Origin of the sequence: Thiobacillus sp., from assembly GCF_018780105.1 — a bacterium.
Taxonomy (GTDB): Bacteria; Pseudomonadota; Gammaproteobacteria; order Burkholderiales; family Thiobacillaceae; genus Thiobacillus.
In genome coordinates this window covers 1-21,643 of sequence record NZ_JADMKC010000030.1, presented here as the reverse complement: position 1 = coordinate 21,643, position 21,643 = coordinate 1, and the positions used below count along the sequence as shown (strand labels likewise).

The following is a 21,643-nucleotide window of genomic DNA, read 5'->3' as shown; positions in this document are numbered from 1 at the left end:
GCCCAGATGTTGGTGCGAAAATGCGTTCATGAACGAACCCATCCGTCTCTCCAAACTCATGTCCGAACGCGGCCTGTGCTCGCGCCGCGAGGCGGACAGCTACATCGAACGCGGCCTGGTGTTTGTCGACGGCCGCCGGGTGAGCGAACTCGGCACCAAGGTCGATCCCGACTGCGCAATCCGGCTCGACCGCGAAGCCAGTGCACAGCAGCAGCAACGCGTCACCATCCTGCTCCACAAGCCCGTCGGTTATGTGTCGGGACAACCCGAGCCGGGTTATCAACCTGCGGTGACACTGATCCGCCCCGAGACACTGTGGCAGGACGGCCGCGCCGGACAGGCGTTTTCGCGCGAGCACCTGAAGGGCCTGGCGCCGGCCGGCCGGCTCGACATCGACTCAACCGGGCTGCTGGTGCTGACGCAGGACGGCCGCGTCGCCAAACAGCTGATCGGCGACGATTCGGACGTGGAGAAGGAATATCTGGTGCGGGTAGAGGGGCCACTGGATGACCGCGGATTCGCGCTACTCAATCACGGCCTGTCGCTGGACGGAAAGAAACTGCGCCCGGCCCGGGTGAGCTGGCAAAACGCCGACCAGCTGCGCTTCATCCTGAAGGAGGGCCGCAAGCGGCAGATCCGCCGCATGTGCGAACTGGTCGGCCTCAAAGTAGTGGGCCTGAAGCGGGTGCGCATCGGGCGCGTCCGCCTGGGCGAGCTGCCGCTGGGGCAATGGCGTTATCTGCGCGACGACGAAGCGTTCTAGTGGTCTGGCACGCATTGGCGAAAAAACCACAACGGCTTGTCTTTCCAGGACTTCCCCACTAATAATCAGCCCCGCGGATTGCCAGGCCCGCATTTCCTTTTTCTTTCATTTACTTCAAGGAGTTCCCACATGCAATCCAAACTGTTCCTCGCTCTTTTCGCCGCACTGGCGCTGTCCGCCTGTCAAAAGGCCGAAGAAGCCGCCGCGCCTGCCGTTGAACAGGCTCAAGAAGCCGCCGGCGAGGCCGCCGATGCCGCAGGCGCCGCAGTGGATTCCGCCGCGACCGCAGTTGGTGCAGCCGCCGATGCGACCGGTGAAGCCGCTGCAGCCGCAGGCGAAGCCGCCAAGGAGGCCGGCGCCGAAGCCGTTGCCGGTGCAGCCGACGCCACGGCTGCCGGCGCCGAGCACGTGAAGGACGCAGCTGACGCAACCAAGGAAGCCGTCCAGAAGTAATCCAGCGCGCTCTGCCTGAAACGGCCAGGCCATGCCTGGCCGTTTTTTATTGCGGCACAGGCTGCGGTGCGCGCCGCAATAGGCGTCCGCTCCAGGCGATCAGGTCATCGACATAGGTGAATACCACCGGGATGACCAACAGGCTGAGGAAGGTGGAAGTGATCAGACCGCCGATCACTACGATCGCCATCGGCGCACGAAAGCTCGGGTCGGTGCCGATGCCGATCGCAATTGGCAGCATGCCCGCACCCATCGCGATGGTGGTCATCACGATCGGCCGTGCCCGCTTGCGGCAGGCGTCCAGCAGCGCATCCCAGCGGTTCAGGCCGTGGTCGCGGCGCGCCAGAATGACGTAGTCGATCAGCAGGATGGAGTTCTTGGTGGCAATGCCCATCAGCATCACCAGCCCGATCATCGACGGCATCGACAGCGCGGTCTGGGTGACGAACAACGCCAAGAACGCGCCGGGAATCGACAGCACCAGTGCGGCTAGAATGGTGACCGGCTGCACGAAACCCTTGAACAGCAGCACCAGCACGATGTAGATGCACAACACGCCGGTCATCATGGCCAGGCCAAAACTGGCGAACAGCTCGTTCATCGCTTCGGCGTCGCCGATCGTGGTCTGCGTCACACCGGGCGGCAGCTTGCGAATGCTGGGCAAGGCCATGGCCTGGCTTTCCACCAGGCCGAGCGGTTGCTGGTTCAGTTCGATCTCGAAGTTGATGTTGCGCTGGCGGTCGTAGCGGTCGATCTCGGCCGGGCCGCTGTCGAGGCTGAGCGAGGCAACGTTGCCGATCATCACCGGGCCATGGATGCCGGGCACGGTCAGCCGTGCGAGCAGCGCCATGTCTTGGCGGGCGCCGGGCGGCAGCTTGACCACGATGGGCACTTGCCGCTGCGCCAGGTTGAGCTTGGGCAGGCTCTGGTCGTAATCGCCTGCGGTGGCGATGCGCAGGGTGTCGGCAATCGCGGCCGAGGTGACGCCGAGCGCAGCAGCCCTGGCAAAGTCGGGGCGCACGACCAGTTCGGGGCGCACCAGGCTGGCGCTGGTGGTGACGTTGCCGATGCCGGGTATCGTACGCAGCTCGCGTTCGACCTTTTTTGCGTGCTCGGCCAGCGCCTGACCATTTTCACTCGCCAGCACCAGCACGTATTTTTCGCTGGAGCCGCCGAATCCGACGTTGACCCGTGCGCCCGGCAGCGCTGCCAGCGCCTCGCGCAACTCGCGCTCGACGGTCTGTTTCTTGACGCCGCCGCGTTGCGCGCGTGGCGTCATGTTGATCGTGAGCGTGGCCTTGCGCACTTCGGCCGCGCCGCGCGGCATGAACGGGTCCGAACCCGCCGCGCCGCCGCCGATTGCGGTGTAAACCAGTTTCACGTGCGGATTCTTTTGCACGATGGCACGCGCCTGTTCGGCCGCGGCCAGCGTTTCGGCAAAGGTGCTACCGGGCGGCAGCGACAGATAGACCTGGGTCTGCGACAGGTCGTCCGGCGGAATGAAGCCGGTCGGCAACAAGGGCACCAGCGCAAAGGAACCGAAGAAAAAACCCGCTGCCGCCAGCAGGGTGACGACGCGATGGCGCAGGCACCAGGCCGCCCATTTCAGGTAAGCCCCCAACCAGCGCGGCTCGGAATGGTCCTTTTTCGGCGGTTTCAACAGGTAGGCCGCCATCATCGGCGTCAGCATGCGCGCCACCACCAGCGAGAAAAACACCGCAATCGCCGCGCTCCAGCCGAACTGCACGAAAAACTTGCCGGGCACGCCGCTCATGAAGGCCGTCGGCAGGAACACGGCGATCAGAGTGAAGGTGGTGGCAATCACCGCCATGCCGATTTCGTCGGCTGCTTCCATCGCCGCCTGGTAGGGCGTTTTGCCCATGCGCAGATGGCGCATGATGTTTTCGATCTCGACGATCGCATCGTCCACCAGCACGCCGACCACCAGCGACAGCGACAGCAGGGTGACCACATTGAGCGTGAATCCCATCATGTGCATCGCGGCAAAAGCCGGGATCATCGACAGCGGCAGCGCGGTGGCGGCGACCAGGGTGGCGCGCCAGTCGCGCAAAAACAGCCACACCACCAGCACCGCAAGCAGCGCGCCTTCGAACAGCAGCGCCATCGAGCCGTCGAAGTTTTCCTGTACCGGGTCGACGAAATTGAAGGCCTCGGTGATCGTGATGTCGGGCTGTTCGGCCTTGAGCTTCGCCAGCGCGGCACGCACGCCGTCGGCCACCTCGACTTCGCCCGCGCCGCGGCTGCGCACGATCTCGAATCCCACCACTGGCTTGCCGTTGAGCAGCGCCGCCGAGCGCTGTTCGGCGACGCTGTCGGTCACCGTCGCCACCTGATCGAGCTGGACGCGGCGACCATCCGACAACACGATGTCCATGCGTGCCAGTTCGCCAGCCGAAGCCACCGTGGCGATGGTGCGCACGGACTGTTCCGCACCGCCCATGTCGGCACGACCGCCCGACGCTTCCTGCTGGATCTGCCGCAACTGGCGTGAGATGTCGGCGGCACTGGCGTTCAGCGCCAGCAGGCGCGCCGGGTCGAGTTCAACTCGCACCTCGCGGTTGACGCCGCCGACGCGCGCCACCGCGCCCACCCCGCGCACGCTGAGCATGCGCTTGGTGACCGTGTTGTCGACGAACCAGGACAGCGCTTCGTCGTCCATGCGACTGGACGACACGGTGTAGGTCAGGATGGGCGCGCCAGCCAGATTCGCTTTCGAGATGACCGGATCGCGCAAGTCGCCCGGCAAATCGGCACGGATGCGCGACACCGCATCGCGCACATCGTCGACCGCTTCCTGAGTGGGCTTTTCGAGGCGGAATTCGACGGTGACGGTGGCGGTGCCGTCCTGCACCTTGGTGTAGACATGCTTGATGCCTTGCAGAGTGGCGACTGCATTCTCGATCTTGCGCGCCACTTCGGTTTCGAGTTGGGCAGGCGCCGCGCCCGGCAAGCTGGCGGTCACCGTCACGGTCGGCAAATCGATATCCGGGAACTGCTGGATCTTCATGGCCTTGAACGCCATCAGGCCGGCCAGCGTCAGCATGATGAACAGCAGCACGGCCGGGATGGGGTTTTTAATCGACCAGGAAGAAACGTTCATGATTGAGCTTGCTCAGGTGGCGGAGAACCGTTGAACTACTGCTGCGGGCGGCTGGCCGCCGCCGCACCCAGTACCTGCACCGCATCGCCATCGGCCAGGAAACCCGCACCGCTGGCCACGACCCGGGCGTCCGGCTGGATGCCACCGATGATTTCGATCTGGTCTCCGCGACGCTGTCCGATGCCGACTTTGACCTGGCTCACCCGGGCCTGTTCTGCTCCGGCTGCGCCGGCCAACTGGAATACATAACTGAAGCCCTCGCGCAGCACCACGGCGGATTGCGGCAAGCTCATGGCGCGTGCACGTCCCAACTCGAACACCCCCTGCGCGAACATGCCGGCGCGCAAGCCATTGGCCGACGCCGTCGGCGGCAGATCAACGTACACCAGCCCGTTCAGGGTCTGCGGATCGACGGTCGGCGCAACCATGCGCACGCGCCCCTGCACCTGCGTGCCATCCGGGGAGGTCAGGGTCGCAGCCATCCCGGGCTTGAGCCTGGCCAGATCGGCGGCGCTGACTTCGGCGCGCCATTCAAGCCGGTTGCCGCGGATCAGGCGGAACAATTCCTGCCCGGGCTGGGCAAGTGAACCGATGGTCGCGGTGCGCGCCGAAATCACGCCGTCGTCGGGCGCGCGCACTACGGTTTGCGCCAGCCGCAACTGCTCGGTCTGCAAGCGCGCGCGTGCTGCATTGAGCCGGGCGACCGCGGTCTTCTCCGCCGTCAGGTACTGGTTGATCTGCTGGGCGCTGAGAAAGCCGGTCTTTTGATACTGCCTCGCACGATCGCCGTTGGCACGCGCCTCGCTCAGCATGGCCTCGGCCTCGGCAACGGATGCGTTGGCTTGCGACAGTTCGGCCTCGACGGTGTCGCTGGCAATGCGTGCCAGCACTTGGCCCTTTTTCACCTGATCGCCCACGTTGACCTGCACCGCGATCAAGCGCAGATTGCTGACTTCGCTGCTGATCACGGCTTCCTGCCAAGCGGCGACATTGCCGTTGCTGGTCAGCACGCGCGGCCATTCGATCAACTGCGGCGTGATGGCGGCGACCGTCAAGGCCGGCTTGGCGGCCGCTGCCTGACCGGCACGCGCGTCGGATTGGGACGCTTTGGCCGCGTCGTTCCGGGGCGTGTCGTTATCGCTACATCCCAGCATAATGATGCTGATCGTCGTAGCGCCGAACAGCGTGCGCACCAGGCCAGCCCAGCGTCCGGCCAGGACAGCGGTGTGTGATAAGAATGACATCGATCAACCCTGAATTCGTCTTGCAAGCGCGCAAAAAGGCTTGCGAATCAAGCGTGGGAGTTTATATGCAAACAGAACGCATACGCCAACTGCTGCTGGGCTCGTTCCATGCTGCCGTTGCCGCTGCGAACCCGGCCCATATCCTGCCGCCCCATCTTCCCGCCCCCCCACGCGGGCGCACGCTGGTGCTTGGCGGCGGCAAAGCGGCCGCCAGCATGGCTGCTGCGGTGGAAGCGCACTGGCCGGCTGAGACACCGCTATCCGGCCTGGTCGTGACCCGCTACCAGCACAGCCTGCCCACCCGGCACATTGAAGTCAGCCGCATCGAAGTGATCGAGGCCAGCCATCCGCTACCGGACGGCCGCGGCGAAGCAGCGGCCCTGCGCATGCTCGATCTGGCGGGGCAGTTGGGGGCAGACGACTTGCTGCTGGTCCTGATATCGGGCGGCGGCTCCAGCCTGCTTGCAGCGCCGGTCGCAGGCGTGACATTGAAGGAACTGCGCCAGGTGACCAAGGCGCTGCTCCATGCCGGCGCGGGCATCCAGGACATCAACACCGTGCGCAAGCATCTCACCCGCCTGTCGGGCGGCAGACTGGCCCAAGCCGCCCAAGGCGCGCGCGGTCTGAGCCTGATCATTTCCGACGTGGTCGGCGACGACCCCACCGACATCGCCTCCGGCCCCTGCGCCCCCGATCCCACGACCTGCGGCAATGCGCTCGCGCTTCTGCAGCGTTTCCAGATCGCGCTGCCCGCGGGGGTCAGACACCATCTCGAAGGCTGCGCCAGCGATGTTCAGCCGGACACGCCCAAGCCCGGCGACGCCTGTTTCGAGCGGGTGGAAAACCGCATCATCGCCCGTGCGCGCGACAGTCTGGCGGCAGCGACCGCCTATTTCGAGCAACAGGGCATCCCGGCCGTGCTGCTGTCCGATGCAGTCAGCGGCGATGCCCAGACCGTTGCCCGCCAGCATGCGGCGCTGGTCCATGCGATGACACGGCGAACCCCGCTAGCCCTTGTTTCCGGTGGAGAAACCACGGTCGCCCTGCGGCCGCAACATGGCCGCGGCGGCCGCAATAGCGAATATCTGCTGGCGCTGGCGCTGGCCTTGCGTGACCTGCCGGCCGCCGCCATTGCCTGCGATACCGATGGCATCGACGGTAGCGAAGACAACGCAGGCGCATTGATCACCCCGGACAGCTTGAAGCGTGCAGCCGAGATGGATGTGGATCCGGAGATACTGTTGGCCAGACACGATAGCCATGCTTTTTTTGCGGCGCTGGGCGATCTGGTCGTGACCGGCCCGACCCGCACCAACGTCAATGATTATCGCGCCCTGCTGATAGGCATATAGCCATCTGGGCAAGCAATCAATTCAGACGCTGCACCTGAACCGGATCGCCCACTTTCAAACCGAAGTTTGCAGCAGCACTGCCCCGATTTACTGCCAGTTCAAGCAGCCCAACGCTGTTGATGAACCAGAAACCCGCACCCTTTTCGACAAAGCCGAAGCTTTCGCCATGAACGAAAGTCTCGCCGGCAGCCTGCACACGCGCATTGCTTAGCACGCCGCGTATACCCGTCCAGGCATTGCCGTAATGATCGATGTAGATCACCCGGGGCAAGTCGCCTGCATCGAACTCGACCTGAAGTTTGTCCAGCGGGCTCAACTTGTCATGTGGAAACTCGCCGCGCGCGATCTCGGCTGCAATCAATGCGAACAGGTCACGCCCATGAAAGGTGGCGGAGATCACATCGGGGCGCCAGTCGATGCGCCACAGCCGGGCGTCAGTCTGGCGCGCATGTACGACGGATAACAGGCCATTATCCGGGCCGACATACCAGTGCCCACCCGCCAGCAGCACGACCGCATCACGCGGCGTACCCACGCCCGGGTCGACAACTGCAATAAAGACGCTTCCAGGCGGAAAGCCCTGCGCAAACGCGGCCAGCAAATGGGCGCCGGCATGCGCATTGAAATCCGGCACTTCATGCAGCAGATCGATGACCTGGTGCGCTGGCGCAAGTTGTGCCAATCGTGCCTTGATCTGCCCGACATAGGGGTCGTGCACGCCAAAATCCGTAAACAGAACGATCACAGTCCGCACCCTTGAAGACGATTACAAGGAGTATGCCCAAACCGCCGCTCTCGGTACAGCGGCCAGATTGCGGACATGAAAAAGCCGGGATAACCCGGCTTTTTCACTTGGATGAAGCGTGCAGCAACTTATTCGACGTCGACAGCAACGGCGCTGCTATCCGGGCGATCGACCAGTTCGACCAATGCCATCGGCGCATTGTCGCCATTGCGGAAACCGAACTTCAGGATGCGCAGATAGCCACCCGGACGGGTTTTGTAACGCGGGCCCAATTCGGCAAACAGCTTGACCACCATGTCACGGTCACGCATGCGGTCGAACGCCAGGCGATGGTTGGCAAGGCTCGGCTCTTTACCCAAAGTAATCAGGGGCTCGACGAAACGGCGCAACTCCTTGGCTTTAGGCAACGTCGTCTTGATGACTTCGTGCTTCAGCAGGGACACCGTCATGTTGCGAAACATGGCCAGACGATGGCTGGTTGTACGGTTGAGCTTACGGTTAGACTGACGATGACGCATGGCAAATTCCTTTTAGATATATTCTTGGGCAAAGCCGCCAGCCAAGGCGACCCGCACTTTATTATCAGGTGACAATTAAAAAATCAGGGGCGCTCGAGACCTGCGGGCGGCCAGTTTTCGAGGCGCATCCCCAAGGACAGGCTGCGTGAAGCAAGCACATCCTTGATTTCATTCAGCGACTTGCGGCCCAGATTCGGCGTGCGCAGCAATTCGGATTCGGAACGCTGAATCAGGTCGCCGATGAAGTAGATGTTTTCGGCTTTCAGGCAATTGGCCGAACGGACAGTCAGCTCAAGGTCATCAACCGGACGCAGCAGCAGCGGATCGACTTGTGGCGAACGCGGCAACTCTGATTCGGCTGGTGTGCCTTCAAGATCAGCGAAGACCGACAACTGTTTCACCAGAATGCGCGCAGCAGTGCGCACGGCCTCTTCCGGCTCGACCACACCGTTGGTCTCGATATCGATCACCAGGCGGTCAAGGTCGGTACGCTGCTCAACGCGCGCACTTTCAACCGAGTAAGCCACACGACGGACCGGGCTGAAAGATGCATCCAGCAGGATGGAACCCACAGAGCGCGTATCTTCGGAAACCTTTCGCACGCTGGCGGGCTGATAACCGCGGCCGGCTTCGATCTTGATTTCCATGTCCAGCTTGCCGCCCTTGGTCAGGTGAGCGATCACATGAGCAGGGTTCAGCACTTCAATGTCGTGACCGACTTCGATGTCGCCTGCAGTGACAACACCCTCGCCAGATTTGCTGACTTTCAGCATGACTTCGGACTTGCCGTGCATCTTGAAAGCAATGCCTTTGAGATTCAGCAGAATGTCGACGACGTCTTCCTGAACGCCTTCAATCGTCGAATATTCATGCACCACACCGCTGATGGTCACTTCGGTTGGCGCATAGCCAACCATGGATGACAAGAGGATGCGACGAAGCGCATTGCCGAGCGTATGGCCATAGCCACGCTCGAAAGGCTCCATGATGACCTTAGCGTGCAGCGGTGAAGCACGATCAACTTCCACAATACGTGGTTTGAGAAATTCCGTTGCGCTTTGCATAAAGTACGATTCCTTAACACCTGGCCATCAAGACCGGCCCAGCTTATTTGGAGTACAGTTCAACGACCAGAGATTCGTTGATGGTCGACGGCAGTTCCGAGCGAAGCGGAGCAGCCTTGTAGGTGCCCTTCAGCGCTTTGGCATCCACTTCGACCCACTCAGGGTAACCACGTGCCGCCGTAGCTTCTGCCGCAGCCTTGATCCGCAAATGAGACTTGGCCTTTTCAGCCACCTCAACCACATCACCCGCACGCACCTGATACGAAGGAATATTGACGCGACGACCGTTCACGGTAATGCCGTTGTGGCGCAAAACCTGACGTGCTTCAGTGCGCGAGGCGCCGAAACCCATGCGATAACAAACCGAGTCCAGACGCGACTCCAGCATCGAAAGCAGATTTTCGCCGGTCACACCCTTGCGGCTGTCTGCACGCTTGTATGTCAAACGGAACTGACCTTCAAGAACGCCATAGATACGACGGATTTTCTGCTTTTCACGCAGTTGAACGCCATAACCGGACAGGCGCGCACCGCTTTTCTGACCATGCTGACCAGGTGCATAGGCGCGGCGCTCGATTGCGCATTTGTCAGTGAAACATTTCTCGCCCTTGAGGAAGAGCTTCTCGCCCTCACGGCGACACTGACGGCATTTGGGATCAAGATTACGAGCCATGATTTTCCCTACTATTAGATACGACGCTTTTTGGAAGGACGGCAACCGTTGTGCGGAATGGGGGTCACATCAGAGATCGTCAAGATCTTGAAGCCCAGCGCATTCAATGCACGAACGGTGGATTCGCGGCCAGGGCCCGGGCCCTTGATGCGAACTTCCAGGTTTTTCACGCCACATTCCTGCGCAATCTTTCCGGCATTTTCGGCCGCAACCTGAGCAGCAAACGGAGTCGACTTGCGCGAGCCCTTGAAGCCTGCGCCGCCCGCCGTCGCCCAGGAAAGCGCGTTACCCTGACGATCGGTGATCGTCACAATCGTGTTATTGAAAGAAGCATGAATGTGGGCAATACCCTCTGCCACATTCTTTTTAACCTTCTTGCGAACGCGAGCTGCTGTTTTCGTAGCCATGTCTAAACCTTATTTTCTGATGGCCTTGCGCGGACCCTTACGGGTACGGGCATTGGTACGGGTACGCTGACCACGTGCCGGCAAGCCTTTACGGTGACGGAAACCACGGTAACAACCGAGGTCCATCAGCCGCTTGATGTTCATGGTGATTTCACGACGAAGGTCACCTTCGACCGCGAACTTGGCCACGCCTTCACGCAGACGCTCCATCTCCGCTTCAGTCAAGTCCTTGATTTTCGACGTCTGGGCAATGCCAGAAGCGTCACAAATCTTTCCAGACGTAGTACGACCGATACCGAAAATGGCGGTCAACGCGATAACCGCGTGTTGATGATTCGGGATATTAACCCCTGCAATACGAGCCATTGGCAAAGCTCCGAGCGCAAAACAAAATATTATAACACATCAACCAAACATTGGTTGACTCGAAATCAAATCGACAAGCCAGGATCAGCCCTGACGTTGCTTGTGACGGGGATCGTCGCAAATCACGCGCACAACACCCTTGCGACGTACAACCTTACATTTACGGCACATTTTTTTAACAGAAGCCTGAACTCTCATGGTTCTCTCCATTCACTATCGGCATATACCGCCGAACAAAAACAATTACTGCAAAAGCAAACCCTCAGGAAGCCGGTTCAACCTACATTGCCGCTTAGCGACCCACCAGACCACTCTTGAAATTTGCCTTCTTAAGCAATCCTTCATATTGATGAGACATGACGTAAGCCTGAACTTGCGCCATAAAGTCCATCGTAACCACCACGATAATCAGCAGGGACGTACCGCCGAAATAGAAAGGCACATTCCATTTCAAAATCAGAAACTCGGGCAGCAAGCACACCAGCGTGATGTATATCGCACCAACCAAGGTAAGCCGGGTCAAAATCTTGTCGATGTAGCGTGCAGTCTGATCACCAGGACGAATCCCCGGCACAAACGCACCGCTCTTCTTCAAATTTTCTGCCGTTTCCTTGGAGTTGAACACCAAGGCCGTATAAAAAAAGCAAAAGAAGATGATCGCAAGCGCATACAGCAACACATATACCGGTTGGCCGGGCGACAGGGTTGAGGCGATATCTTTAAGCCAACCCAAACCATCCTTGCTGCCAAACCAGCCCGCCAGGGTGGCGGGGAACAAAATAATGCTCGAAGCGAAGATCGGGGGAATGACGCCCGCCATATTCAACTTAAGCGGCAGATGTGAACTCTGCCCGCCCACGACCATCTTGCCCACCTGGCGTTTAGCGTAATTGACCAGAATCTTGCGCTGACCGCGTTCGACAAATACAACCAATGCAGTAACCAGCAACACCGCCACAAAAAGCATCAACACCAGCGGAATGGAGAACGCACCTGTCCGCGTAAGCTCTAGCGTTCCGCCAATGGCGTGCGGCAAACCTGCAGCAATACCCGCAAAAATGATAATGGAGATACCGTTTCCAAGACCACGTTCAGTAATCTGCTCGCCTAGCCACATCAGAAACAAGGTCCCCGCGGTCAAGGTCACTACCGTGGTCAAGCGGAAAGCCATACCGGGATCCAGCACCAAACCAGCCTGAGACTCTAATGCAATTGCAATTCCAATTGCCTGAAACAGGGCAAGGAACAGGGTCCCATAACGGGTGTACTGCGTAATCTTGCGGCGGCCGGCCTCGCCTTCCTTTTTCAAGGCTTCCAGCTGGGGCGAAACGGTCGTCATCAACTGCACGATGATCGACGCCGAGATGTACGGCATGATCCCCAGTGCAAATACGCTGAAACGAGACAGCGCACCACCCGAGAACATGTTGAACATGCCGAGAATGCCGCCCTGCTGAGATTTGAACAGCTGGTCCAGTACAAGCGGATCAATACCCGGTACCGGAATAAATGTCCCGATGCGGTATACGATCAGTGCGCCGAGCAGAAACAGCAGGCGACGCTTCAGATCCCCATACTTGCTCATGCCGGATTTAGGCGTAGCCAAAATGCGCGTCCTCGCGGAATCAATCGGCGATGCTGCCGCCGGCCGCTTCGATTGCTGCGCGCGCGCCCTTCGTGACAGCAATGCCGCGAAGTTTGATTGCCTTGGTCATCTCGCCAGCAAGGTAAACCTTGGCCGCACGTACGGACACACTGACCATGCCGGCCTGCTTCAGCACCAGTAGATCTATCTCGTCAACGCCCAGGGCATCGAGTTCTGAAATGCGCACATGAGCCGTATTCGCCTTGGTCAACGAAACAAAGCCACGCTTTGGCAGACGGCGATGCATCGGCATCTGACCGCCTTCAAAACCCACCTTGTGGAAACCGCCCGAACGCGAGGATTGACCTTTGTGACCGCGACCTGCAGTTTTGCCAAGGCCGGACCCAATACCACGACCCACACGACGCTTGTTTTTCTTCGCGCCATCGGCCGGTTTAATGTTATTCAGTTCCATTTAAGCCTCGCACTTCACCAAGTAAGCAACCTTGGTAATCATTCCACGGTTTTCCGGCGTATCCAGCACTTCAACAGTCTGGTGCATCCGACGCAAGCCCAAGCCACGCACACAAGCACGATGTGCCTGTTTGGTGCCAATCAGGCTTTTGACTTGCGTTACCTTGATCATCTTCTGTTCAGCCATGACTTACCCCGTAATGTCTTCAACTGATTTGCCGCGTTTCGCAGCAATTTCGTAGGGTGTGGACATCTTCATCAGACCGTCAATGGTCGCACGCACAACGTTGTAGGGATTGGTGGAACCCAGGCATTTTGCCAGCACGTTCTGCACACCCATCACCTCGAACACAGCGCGCATTGCGCCACCCGCGATAATGCCGGTACCTTCAGAAGCGGGCTGGATCAAGACACGAGATGCGCCATGATGGCCCACCACGGTGTGGTGGAACGTGCCGCTCTTCAAATTGATCTTGACGAGTTTGCGGCGGGCTTCTTCCATCGCCTTCTGCACTGCAACAGGCACTTCGCGGGATTTACCCTTGCCCATGCCAATGCCGCCATCGCCATCGCCGACCACGGTCAATGCTGCGAAACCCATGATCCGTCCACCCTTCACCACCTTGGTGACACGGTTGACGGAAATCATCTTTTCGCGCAAGCCGTCGCCGCGCTCTTCGTTACTTGTAGGTGCTGTACGGGCCATCTTGGGTCTGCCTCGTTAAAATACCAAACCGCCTTCGCGGGCCGCTTCAGCCAGGGCCTTTACGCGCCCATGAAACTGAAAACCAGACCGGTCGAAAGCCACTTTTTCAATACCCAAACCCTTGGCCTTTTCAGCCAAACGCTTGCCGACTGCCGCAGCAGCAGAAATATTTCCGCCGTTCGGCAATTGACCGCGCATATCCTTATCGTTGCTCGATACGCTGGTCATCACCGTACCGCCGTCCGCAGAAATGATCTGGGCATAAATATGGCTGTTGGTACGATTGATCGAAAGCCTAATCGCCTTAACGGCCGCGATTTTGGCGCGAGTTTTACGCGACCGGCGAATCCGTGATTGCTTGGTGTTCATTGTTTATCCTTAAACCTTACTTCTTCTTGGTTTCTTTCTTGATCACGACTTCATCGCTATAGCGAACGCCCTTGCCTTTATAAGGCTCCGGCGGACGATATGAGCGAACATCAGCCGCCACCTGCCCGACAACCTGCCGATCAACACCCTTGATCAGAATCTCCGTCTGCGTAGGGGTCTCGACTTTGATGCCGGCGGGCATCTTGTGAACAACCGGATGCGAAAAGCCAAGGGTCAAATTCAGCGCATCACCCTGAGCCTGCGCGCGGTAACCCACGCCAACCAGCAGCAGCTTTTTCTCGAACCCCTTGGAAACACCGGTGACCATGTTGTTGACCAGTGCGCGCAGCGTTCCCGCCATCGCATTCGACTGGATCGATTCCGCAGCCGGCGCAAATGTCAGCACGCCCGCATTAAGCGCAACGTTCACATCATCCGACATGGCCTGAGTCAATGAACCCAAAGGGCCCTTGACGGAAATCTTGGCGCCCAGGGCGACTTCAACACCTGCAGGCAGGGAAATGGGGTTATTAGCAACACGTGACATATCCGCTCCCCCTTAGGCCACGACGCACAAAACTTCACCGCCAACACCCTTGGCACGCGCATGACGGTCTGTCATCACGCCGCTGGAAGTCGAAACGATGGCCACACCCAAGCCGTTCATTACACGCGGGAGATCTTCCACCCCCTTGTAAATGCGCAGACCCGGTTTGCTGACGCGCTCAATCCGCTCAATCACAGGACGACCAGCATAATATTTGAGCTGCAATTCAAGCTCTGGCTTGCCAGCTTCGCCGCGAATGGCAAAACCATCGATATAACCCTCATCAGCCAGCACTTTCGCAATGGCAATTTTGACCTTTGATGAAGGCATGGAAACGACAGCTTTTTCAACGGCTTGCGCGTTACGGATGCGGGTCAGCATATCCGCGATCGGATCACTCATACTCATATCGTCTTACCCCTTACCAGCTAGCCTTGACGATGCCCGGGATTTCTCCACGCATCGCATATTCACGTACCTTGCTACGCGCTAGGCCGAATTTGCTGAACACACCACGCGGACGACCAGTCAACTGACAACGGTTGCGTTGACGCACCGGACTGGAATCACGCGGCAGTTCCTGCAACGCTTTATATGCAGCCATGCGATCTTCATCGCTGGTTTTGGTATTCGAAATCAGCGCTTTGAGCTCAGCACGCTTGGCAGCGTATTTTTTAACCATGCGCGCACGCTTTTCTTCGCGGTTAATCAAGGACATCTTAGCCATGCCTACCTCAATTCTTGAACGGGAAGCTGAAGGCAGCAAGCAGCGCTCGCGCTTCATCATCAGTTTTTGCCGAGGTGGTGATGGTGATATTCATCCCACGCAGAGCATCAATTTTGTCGTACTCGATTTCCGGGAAAATGATCTGTTCCTTGACGCCCATGTTGTAATTGCCACGGCCATCAAAGGATTTCCCCGAAACGCCCCGAAAGTCACGAATACGCGGCATAGCCACAGTAACCAGACGATCAAGAAACTCAAACATCTGACCGCGACGCAGGGTGACCATGCAACCCACCGGGTAGTTATCACGAATCTTGAAGCCGGCAATCGACTTTTTCGATTTGGTAACAACCGGCTTCTGACCCGCAATTTTCTGCATGTCGGAGACCGCGTGATCCATCACCTTCTTGTCGGCAACAGCCTCGCCCACACCCATATTCAGGGTGATCTTCTTGATGCGAGGAACTTCCATAACCGACTTGTAACCAAACTGTTCAATCAGCTTGGGCACCACCGTGTCACGATATAAATCTTGAAAACGCGCCATGATTACCCCTGTGCGTCAACCATCTCGCCATTGGACTTGTACACGCGTACTTTACGACCGTCCTCCAGCACCTTGTAACCCACGCGATCCGCCTTCTGTGTCGCTGCATTGAACAGCGCGATATTCGAAGCCTGGATCGGCATCTCTTTTTCAACAATCCCGCCCTGAACATTGCGCATGGGATTCGGCTTCTGGTGTTTCTTGACGCGATTAACGCCACCGACCAGAAGATGCCCTGTATCCAGAACACGAAGCACAGTCCCGCGCTTGCCTTTGTCTTTGCCGGTTAGGACTACCACCTGATCGTTTTTATGAATACGTGCCATGATTTTCCTTACAGAACCTCGGGCGCAAGCGAGACGATCTTCATGAACTTCTCGGTACGCAATTCACGGGTAACGGGGCCAAAAATGCGGGTGCCAATCGGCTCAAGCTTGTTGTTCAACAACACTGCCGCATTGCCATCAAAGCGCACAAGCGAACCATCAGGACGGCGCACGCCCTTAGCCGTACGCACGACAACAGCGCTATACACGTCACCCTTTTTTACGCGACTACGCGGCGCAGCATCCTTGATGCTGACCTTGATGATATCACCCACAGTCGCATAGCGACGGTGACTACCACCCAACACCTTGATGCACATAACTGAGCGCGCACCAGTATTGTCCGCAACGTCCAAAACGGACTGCATCTGAATCATTTAATTGCCTCCAACTTTATCCACCATAGCGGCGGCCAGTTTTGGAACCCGTTCGGGAGATATTCCGCTTACGCGAAAACTATTGAGCCGACGAACCAGTTAACCTCAACCGGCACGCCAACCGGAAAACGCAGAACTATACTGAGAAACCAAACTTAGCGCAAGTATTAAACGCGGGCGCGCTCAACAAGCTTGCTGACTGTCCATGCCTTGGTACGTGACAGCTTGCGTGACTCTTCGATCTGCACCGTGTCACCTTCATGAAACTCATTGTTTTCATCATGTGCATGGTATTTTTTGGACAAGCGAATAATCTTGCCAATGACAGGATGCTTTACGCGGCGCTCAACCAAGACGGTAACCGTCTTGTTCATTTTGTCACTCACCACGCGCCCAGTCAGGGTGCGAACCATCTTCTTGCTATCAGTCATGCTTGACCCGCCTTCTCGCGCATAATCGTTTTAACCCGTGCAATGTCACGGCGCAACTTGCCGAGATCGGCAGTCTTGGTGGACTGCTGGGTGGCCACTTGCATACGCAGCGCAAAGTGCGCACGCAACAGGGACTCGAGTTCCTGTTTCAGTTCAACGGCATTTTTGCCGCGCATTTCTTGTGTATTCATTGTTTAGCTCCCGATCATGCGGGTAACGAAAGTGGTGGCAATCGGCAGCTTGGCAGCAGCCAGGCGAAATGCCTCGCGTGCCAGTTCTTCGTTGACGCCATCCATCTCATACAAAACCTTGCCCGGCTGAATCTCGGCAACATAGTACTCAGGCGCACCTTTACCGTTACCCATACGAACTTCGGCAGGCTTACGCGAAATGGGCTTGTCCGGAAAAATACGAATCCAGATGCGGCCACCGCGCTTGATATGGCGGGTCATCGCACGGCGCGCCGCTTCGATTTGACGTGCTGTCAAACGACCGCGGCCCACAGCCTTGAGGCCAAAGTCCCCAAAACTCACATCAGCGCCGCGCGTTGCCAAGCCGGTATTACGGCCCTTTTGTTCCTTGCGGTATTTCCTTCTAGCTGGCTGCAGCATGTTTCACTCCTGGTTTCTTGCTGCGCTTCTCTTGCTCAGCGACCACTGGCTGTTCGCTACGATTCAGCGCGTCACCCTTATAGACCCATACCTTGATACCGATGATGCCGTACGTCGTTTGCGCTTCGGCGAAACCGTAGTCGATTTCTGCGCGCAGGGTATGCAACGGCACACGTCCTTCACGATACCACTCGGTACGGGCAATTTCCGCACCGTTCAAACGGCCTGAGCTCATGATCTTGATGCCCTGGGCACCCAGACGCATGGCGTTCTGCATGGCGCGTTTCATCGCACGGCGGAACATGACGCGCTTCTCAAGCTGCTGCGCGATACCGTCAGCAATGATCTGCGCGTCGGTTTCGGGTTTGCGGACTTCTTCGATATTCACATGCACCGGCACCGACATCAGGCGTGCAAGCTCACCGCGCAGCACTTCGATGTCTTCGCCCTTCTTGCCGATCACAATGCCCGGACGGCCGCTGAAAATGGTAATGCGCGCATTTTTAGCCGGACGCTCGATGATCACTTTTGAAACGGACGCATGCGCCAGTTTCTTCTTCAGATAATCACGGACCTTGATGTCTTCAAGCAATGAACTGGCAAAGGTCTTGTTGGAGCCATACCACTTTGCGGTCCAGATGCGCTGAACGCCAAGGCGGAATCCAATTGGATGTATTTTTTGTCCCATGGCGCTTCCTTAATCCCCAACCGTCACAGTGATGTGACAGGTCGGTTTGCTAATACGGTTGCCTCGCCCTTTGGCGCGGGCAGTAAAACGCTTCAACACCGAACCCTGGTCGATGTAAATCGTTTTGACTTTCAGTGAATCAATATCAGCACCCTCGTTATGTTCGGCATTTGCAATCGCCGACTCGAGCACCTTCTTGATAATCTCAGCACCCTTTTTAGGGCTGAAGGCCAGAATATTCAACGCCTGCTCGACACGAAGACCCCGGATCTGATCAGCAACCAGACGGCCCTTTTGTGCACCCAAGCGCGTACCACGCAAAATCGCAGAAACTTCCATCATGCGCTCCTTATTTCTTAGCCTTCTTATCCGCAACGTGGCCCTTGAAGGTCCGCGTTATGGAAAACTCACCCAGTTTGTGTCCGACCATGTTTTCGGTCACAAACACCGGAATATGCTGGCGGCCGTTGTGCACCGCAATCGTCAAGCCAATGAAATCAGGCAATACGGTCGAGCGGCGCGACCAGGTCTTGATCGGACGCTTGTCGTTCGAGTTGCGCGAAGTTTCGATCTTTTTCAGCAAGTGCCCATCGACAAACGGGCCTTTTTTAATTGAACGTGCCATTACTTATCTACCTCTATCAGCGCGCTTGACGGCGGCGGACGATCATGTTGGAGGTGCGCTTGTTGCTACGGGTACGATAACCCTTGGTCGGGGTACCCCACGGGCTGACCGGATGACGGCCCGCCGCAGTGCGGCCTTCACCACCACCATGCGGGTGATCGCATGGGTTCATGACCACACCGCGCACGGTCGGACGCACACCACGCCAGCGCATCGCGCCCGCTTTGCCGATCGAACGCAGACTGTGCTCTTCGTTACCCACCTCACCAAGCGTTGCACGGCAGTCGACATGCACCTTGCGGATTTCACCCGAACGCAAACGCAACTGGGCGTAAGCACCTTCACGCGCCAGCAACTGAACCGAGGTACCGGCCGAACGTGCAATTTGCGCGCCCTTGCCCGGCATCATCTCAATGCAGTGCACCGTGCTGCCCACCGGAATACTGCGCAAGGGCAGGCAATTACCCGGCTTGATCGGTGCCTCGACGCCGCTCACCAACTGAGCGCCGGCCTGAATGCCACGCGGCGCAATGATGTAGCGACGCTCGCCATCGGCATAACACAACAACGCCAGGTGAGCCGAACGGTTGGGGTCATACTCGATACGCTCAACCGTTGCAGGAATACCATCCTTGTTGCGACGGAAATCAACGACACGGTAATGCTGCTTGTGGCCGCCGCCTTTGTGGCGAACCGTAATATGCCCGTTGTTGTTGCGACCAGAACCTCGCTTTTGCGGCTCGAGCAACGCAGCAACCGGCTTGCCCTTGTGCAGGCCCGGAGTAACAACCTTGACAACCGCACGGCGGCCGGCTGAGGTGGGTTTGACTTTAATCAATGCCATGATTTTCTCCCTTACTGACCGGACGCGAAGTCAATGTCCTGACCCTGTTTGAGGGTGACATAAGCCTTCTTCCAGTTATCACGGCGACCCGTAACCCGCCCCGAGCGCTTGACCTTGCCCTTGACGTTGAGAACCTGCACGCCCACGACCTCGACCTTGAACAAGTCGGCCACGGCCGCACCAATTTCCTGCTTGGTCGCATCAGGCAACACCCGAAACACCACCTGATTCAACTTGTCCGCGAGTCGCGTGCTCTTTTCAGAGATCACCGGCGCAAGAATAACTTTGAGCAAACGCTCCTGAGTAAACGCACCCATCACACCATCTCCTCAAACTGCTTGATTGCGGCCTTGGTGATCAGCACGTTACCGAACTTGACCAAGCTCCAGGGATCAGCCTGGTGCGGCTCAACCACATATACATTCGGCAGATTGCGCGAGGACAACCACAGGTTCTCATCCACGCTATCCGCAATAATCATGACCTTGCTGTAGCCCATGGACTTCAGCTTGCCCGCCAGCAACTTGGTCTTGGGCGAATCCACACCCAGACTCTCGACCACCTTGAGCTTACCCTCGCGCACCAGCTGCGACAGAATGGCGGCAAGGCCCGCACGGTACATCTTGCGGTTGACCTTATGCGTAAAGTTTTCATTGGGCTTGTTCGGGAAAGCCAGACCACCGCCACGCCAGATCGGGCTTGAGGAGCGGCCTGCACGCGCACGGCCGGTGCCCTTTTGGCGCCATGGCTTATGCGTGGTTGCCGTCACTTCGGCACGCGTTTGCTGAGCACGATTGCCGCTGCGCGCATTCGCCTGGAAAGCGGTCACCACCTGATGAATCAGCGCTTCGTTGTAGTCGCGGCCAAAGGTCTCATCGGCAGCAACCAGACTGGACACCTGCTGACCCTGCTCGTTAATAACGGTCAATTCCATCAGATACCCCCCTTCACTGCCGGGCGCACCACGACATGACCACCCTTGGAACCCGGGACCGCCCCTTTCAGGAGCACCAGCCCACGTTCCGCATCAACACGGACAACCTCGAGATTCTGTTTGGTGCACGTCACCGCGCCCATATGACCCGACATCCGCTTGCCCGGAAACACGCGGCCCGGGTCCTGCGCCATACCGATAGAACCCGGCACATTGTGCGAACGGGAGTTACCGTGGGTCGCACGCTGAGATTTGAAGTTGTGGCGCTTGATGGTGCCCGCAAAGCCCTTGCCCTGCGTCACCCCCGTCACATCAACCTTTTGCCCTGCAGCAAACACCTCAACCGGAACCGTCGCGCCAAGCGGGTATTGAGCCGCCACATCAGCAGACACACGGAACTCGCGCATCAAGGCGCCAGCATCGACACCCGCTTTAGCGAAGTGACCCGCTTCAGATTTGTTGACACGGCTATTGCGGCGCACGCCATAAGCAACCTGGACCGCGGAGTAACCATCAGTTTCAGACGTGCGCACTTGTGTCACACGATTGTTTGACATTTCCAGCACGGTTACCGGAACGGATGCACCGTTCTCGGTAAAAATGCGGGTCATGCCGACCTTGCGGCCAACGAGCCCTATACTCATTTTTGTATTTCCTATCTCAAGCGACCAACCTGGGCCGACCGCAAGGGTTGTAGGTGCCGATTACAATTGACCGGCGACTATTGATACAGCGAAGGGGCGGCAGTATACCGATGCCGCCCGATTTTTACAACTTGATTTCGACGTCCACGCCAGCAGGAAGATCCAGCTTCATCAGTGCATCGACCGTTTTGTCGGTTGGATCCATGATATCCATCAAGCGGCGGTGAGTACGAATCTCGAACTGGTCGCGCGACGTCTTGTTGACGTGAGGCGAACGCAGCACGTCAAAACGCTCAATCGATGTGGGCAGCGGAACTGGGCCCTTGACCACGGCGCCGGTGCGCTTGGCAGTCTCGACGATTTCCAGTGCAGACTGGTCGATAAGTTTGTAATCAAACGCCTTCAGGCGGATACGGATCTTCTGGTTTTGCATGTAATTCGCCTTATTCTTCGATTTTCGCCACGACGCCCGCACCGACGGTACGGCCGCCTTCGCGAATCG

The 21,643-nt window shown here is 58.2% G+C and carries 34 protein-coding genes; 3 read left to right on the top strand and 31 right to left on the bottom strand.

Translation table 11 applies throughout. The annotated features are described in order from the left end of the window. The first annotated feature begins 28 nt into the window (after positions 1 to 28). Positions 29 to 763: a pseudouridine synthase gene (locus tag IV098_RS13240; RefSeq protein ID WP_296889836.1), complete on the top strand. Its 735-nt coding sequence runs from the start codon at positions 29 to 31 to the stop codon at positions 761 to 763. 129 nt (positions 764 to 892) lie between these two features. Further along, complete coding sequence (locus IV098_RS13235) at positions 893 to 1,216, top strand: hypothetical protein (protein WP_296889834.1); 324 nt, start codon at positions 893 to 895, stop codon at positions 1,214 to 1,216. Between the two features lie 46 nt (positions 1,217 to 1,262). On the opposite strand, the gene IV098_RS13230 is transcribed toward IV098_RS13235, so the two are convergent. Further along, entirely contained in the window at positions 1,263 to 4,337 is a 3,075-nt protein-coding gene (locus IV098_RS13230) for an efflux RND transporter permease subunit (RefSeq protein WP_296889832.1), read from the bottom strand. Positions 4,338 to 4,372: 35 nt separating this feature from the next. Continuing rightward, on the bottom strand, positions 4,373 to 5,581 hold the full coding sequence (locus IV098_RS13225) for an efflux RND transporter periplasmic adaptor subunit (RefSeq protein ID WP_296889830.1): 1,209 nt from the start codon (positions 5,579 to 5,581) through the stop codon (positions 4,373 to 4,375). Between the two features lie 65 nt (positions 5,582 to 5,646). On the opposite strand from IV098_RS13225, the gene IV098_RS13220 reads away from it, so the two are divergent. Next, the gene (locus IV098_RS13220) at positions 5,647 to 6,933 is read left to right on the top strand and encodes a glycerate kinase (RefSeq protein WP_296889828.1); all 1,287 of its coding nucleotides are present in this window, start codon (positions 5,647 to 5,649) and stop codon (positions 6,931 to 6,933) included. A 16-nt stretch (positions 6,934 to 6,949) separates the two neighbouring features. Here IV098_RS13220 and IV098_RS13215 read toward each other — a convergent pair whose 3' ends face one another. The 29 genes from IV098_RS13215 to rpsJ all read right to left on the bottom strand — a co-directional run bounded on the left by IV098_RS13215 (position 6,950) and on the right by rpsJ (position 21,574). Then, positions 6,950 to 7,678 carry an SAM-dependent chlorinase/fluorinase gene (locus tag IV098_RS13215; RefSeq protein WP_296889826.1) on the bottom strand — a complete coding sequence of 243 codons (729 nt, stop codon included), beginning with the start codon at positions 7,676 to 7,678 and terminating at the stop codon, positions 6,950 to 6,952. Between the two features lie 128 nt (positions 7,679 to 7,806). Then, positions 7,807 to 8,196 (bottom strand): 50S ribosomal protein L17, encoded by a 390-nt coding sequence (gene rplQ / locus IV098_RS13210; protein ID WP_296889824.1) that lies wholly within the window; start codon positions 8,194 to 8,196, stop codon positions 7,807 to 7,809. Positions 8,197 to 8,279: 83 nt separating this feature from the next. Further along, on the bottom strand, positions 8,280 to 9,260 hold the full coding sequence (rpoA, locus tag IV098_RS13205) for a DNA-directed RNA polymerase subunit alpha (protein WP_296889822.1): 981 nt from the start codon (positions 9,258 to 9,260) through the stop codon (positions 8,280 to 8,282). Between the two features lie 43 nt (positions 9,261 to 9,303). After that, positions 9,304 to 9,933, bottom strand: coding sequence for a 30S ribosomal protein S4 (gene rpsD, locus IV098_RS13200; protein ID WP_296889819.1), 630 nt, complete (start codon positions 9,931 to 9,933; stop codon positions 9,304 to 9,306). Between the two features lie 14 nt (positions 9,934 to 9,947). After that, complete coding sequence (gene rpsK, locus IV098_RS13195) at positions 9,948 to 10,340, bottom strand: 30S ribosomal protein S11 (protein ID WP_296889818.1); 393 nt, start codon at positions 10,338 to 10,340, stop codon at positions 9,948 to 9,950. Positions 10,341 to 10,349: 9 nt separating this feature from the next. Further along, complete coding sequence (gene rpsM / locus IV098_RS13190) at positions 10,350 to 10,706, bottom strand: 30S ribosomal protein S13 (RefSeq protein WP_296889817.1); 357 nt, start codon at positions 10,704 to 10,706, stop codon at positions 10,350 to 10,352. Between the two features lie 84 nt (positions 10,707 to 10,790). Next, positions 10,791 to 10,904 carry a 50S ribosomal protein L36 gene (gene rpmJ / locus IV098_RS13185; RefSeq protein ID WP_026240735.1) on the bottom strand — a complete coding sequence of 38 codons (114 nt, stop codon included), beginning with the start codon at positions 10,902 to 10,904 and terminating at the stop codon, positions 10,791 to 10,793. A 94-nt stretch (positions 10,905 to 10,998) separates the two neighbouring features. Next, positions 10,999 to 12,291: a preprotein translocase subunit SecY gene (gene secY, locus IV098_RS13180; protein WP_296889887.1), complete on the bottom strand. Its 1,293-nt coding sequence runs from the start codon at positions 12,289 to 12,291 to the stop codon at positions 10,999 to 11,001. Between the two features lie 40 nt (positions 12,292 to 12,331). Continuing rightward, positions 12,332 to 12,766 carry a 50S ribosomal protein L15 gene (gene rplO, locus IV098_RS13175; RefSeq protein WP_296889816.1) on the bottom strand — a complete coding sequence of 145 codons (435 nt, stop codon included), beginning with the start codon at positions 12,764 to 12,766 and terminating at the stop codon, positions 12,332 to 12,334. After that, entirely contained in the window at positions 12,767 to 12,952 is a 186-nt protein-coding gene (gene rpmD, locus IV098_RS13170) for a 50S ribosomal protein L30 (protein WP_296889814.1), read from the bottom strand. A 3-nt stretch (positions 12,953 to 12,955) separates the two neighbouring features. Next, the gene (gene rpsE / locus IV098_RS13165) at positions 12,956 to 13,471 is read right to left on the bottom strand and encodes a 30S ribosomal protein S5 (protein WP_296889813.1); all 516 of its coding nucleotides are present in this window, start codon (positions 13,469 to 13,471) and stop codon (positions 12,956 to 12,958) included. A gap of 15 nt (positions 13,472 to 13,486) precedes the next feature. Continuing rightward, complete coding sequence (rplR, locus tag IV098_RS13160; RefSeq protein ID WP_296889812.1) at positions 13,487 to 13,840, bottom strand: 50S ribosomal protein L18; 354 nt, start codon at positions 13,838 to 13,840, stop codon at positions 13,487 to 13,489. 16 nt (positions 13,841 to 13,856) lie between these two features. Next, positions 13,857 to 14,387, bottom strand: coding sequence for a 50S ribosomal protein L6 (rplF, locus tag IV098_RS13155; RefSeq protein WP_296889811.1), 531 nt, complete (start codon positions 14,385 to 14,387; stop codon positions 13,857 to 13,859). A gap of 12 nt (positions 14,388 to 14,399) precedes the next feature. After that, complete coding sequence (rpsH, locus tag IV098_RS13150) at positions 14,400 to 14,795, bottom strand: 30S ribosomal protein S8 (protein ID WP_296889809.1); 396 nt, start codon at positions 14,793 to 14,795, stop codon at positions 14,400 to 14,402. Between the two features lie 13 nt (positions 14,796 to 14,808). Continuing rightward, positions 14,809 to 15,114, bottom strand: coding sequence for a 30S ribosomal protein S14 (gene rpsN / locus IV098_RS13145; protein WP_296889807.1), 306 nt, complete (start codon positions 15,112 to 15,114; stop codon positions 14,809 to 14,811). 7 nt (positions 15,115 to 15,121) lie between these two features. Then, on the bottom strand, positions 15,122 to 15,661 hold the full coding sequence (gene rplE, locus IV098_RS13140) for a 50S ribosomal protein L5 (RefSeq protein WP_296889805.1): 540 nt from the start codon (positions 15,659 to 15,661) through the stop codon (positions 15,122 to 15,124). A gap of 2 nt (positions 15,662 to 15,663) precedes the next feature. After that, the gene (gene rplX / locus IV098_RS13135; RefSeq protein ID WP_296889802.1) at positions 15,664 to 15,987 is read right to left on the bottom strand and encodes a 50S ribosomal protein L24; all 324 of its coding nucleotides are present in this window, start codon (positions 15,985 to 15,987) and stop codon (positions 15,664 to 15,666) included. A gap of 8 nt (positions 15,988 to 15,995) precedes the next feature. After that, complete coding sequence (gene rplN, locus IV098_RS13130) at positions 15,996 to 16,364, bottom strand: 50S ribosomal protein L14 (protein WP_296889800.1); 369 nt, start codon at positions 16,362 to 16,364, stop codon at positions 15,996 to 15,998. 167 nt (positions 16,365 to 16,531) lie between these two features. Next, the gene (gene rpsQ / locus IV098_RS13125; protein WP_296889798.1) at positions 16,532 to 16,795 is read right to left on the bottom strand and encodes a 30S ribosomal protein S17; all 264 of its coding nucleotides are present in this window, start codon (positions 16,793 to 16,795) and stop codon (positions 16,532 to 16,534) included. Then, positions 16,792 to 16,986, bottom strand: coding sequence for a 50S ribosomal protein L29 (rpmC, locus tag IV098_RS13120; protein ID WP_296889796.1), 195 nt, complete (start codon positions 16,984 to 16,986; stop codon positions 16,792 to 16,794). The genes rpsQ and rpmC overlap by 4 nt, the downstream gene beginning before the upstream one ends. 3 nt (positions 16,987 to 16,989) lie before the next feature. Next, a complete protein-coding gene (rplP, locus tag IV098_RS13115) occupies positions 16,990 to 17,406 on the bottom strand; it encodes a 50S ribosomal protein L16 (protein WP_296889794.1) in 417 nt (138 codons plus the stop codon). Further along, entirely contained in the window at positions 17,390 to 18,094 is a 705-nt protein-coding gene (rpsC, locus tag IV098_RS13110) for a 30S ribosomal protein S3 (RefSeq protein ID WP_296889792.1), read from the bottom strand. Before rpsC ends, rplP begins: the two co-directional genes overlap by 17 nt. A 9-nt stretch (positions 18,095 to 18,103) precedes the next feature. Continuing rightward, on the bottom strand, positions 18,104 to 18,433 hold the full coding sequence (gene rplV / locus IV098_RS13105) for a 50S ribosomal protein L22 (protein ID WP_296889885.1): 330 nt from the start codon (positions 18,431 to 18,433) through the stop codon (positions 18,104 to 18,106). Positions 18,434 to 18,443: 10 nt separating this feature from the next. Further along, complete coding sequence (gene rpsS, locus IV098_RS13100; protein ID WP_296889788.1) at positions 18,444 to 18,719, bottom strand: 30S ribosomal protein S19; 276 nt, start codon at positions 18,717 to 18,719, stop codon at positions 18,444 to 18,446. A 16-nt stretch (positions 18,720 to 18,735) separates the two neighbouring features. Next, complete coding sequence (gene rplB / locus IV098_RS13095; protein ID WP_296889785.1) at positions 18,736 to 19,563, bottom strand: 50S ribosomal protein L2; 828 nt, start codon at positions 19,561 to 19,563, stop codon at positions 18,736 to 18,738. Positions 19,564 to 19,574: 11 nt separating this feature from the next. Further along, entirely contained in the window at positions 19,575 to 19,880 is a 306-nt protein-coding gene (rplW, locus tag IV098_RS13090; RefSeq protein ID WP_296889782.1) for a 50S ribosomal protein L23, read from the bottom strand. Beyond that, entirely contained in the window at positions 19,880 to 20,497 is a 618-nt protein-coding gene (gene rplD / locus IV098_RS13085; protein ID WP_296889778.1) for a 50S ribosomal protein L4, read from the bottom strand. The genes rplW and rplD overlap by 1 nt, the downstream gene beginning before the upstream one ends. Beyond that, entirely contained in the window at positions 20,497 to 21,141 is a 645-nt protein-coding gene (gene rplC, locus IV098_RS13080) for a 50S ribosomal protein L3 (protein ID WP_296889775.1), read from the bottom strand. Before rplC ends, rplD begins: the two co-directional genes overlap by 1 nt. Before the next feature lie 124 nt (positions 21,142 to 21,265). Beyond that, positions 21,266 to 21,574 carry a 30S ribosomal protein S10 gene (rpsJ, locus tag IV098_RS13075; protein WP_018079500.1) on the bottom strand — a complete coding sequence of 103 codons (309 nt, stop codon included), beginning with the start codon at positions 21,572 to 21,574 and terminating at the stop codon, positions 21,266 to 21,268. Between the last annotated feature and the right edge of the window lie 69 nt (positions 21,575 to 21,643).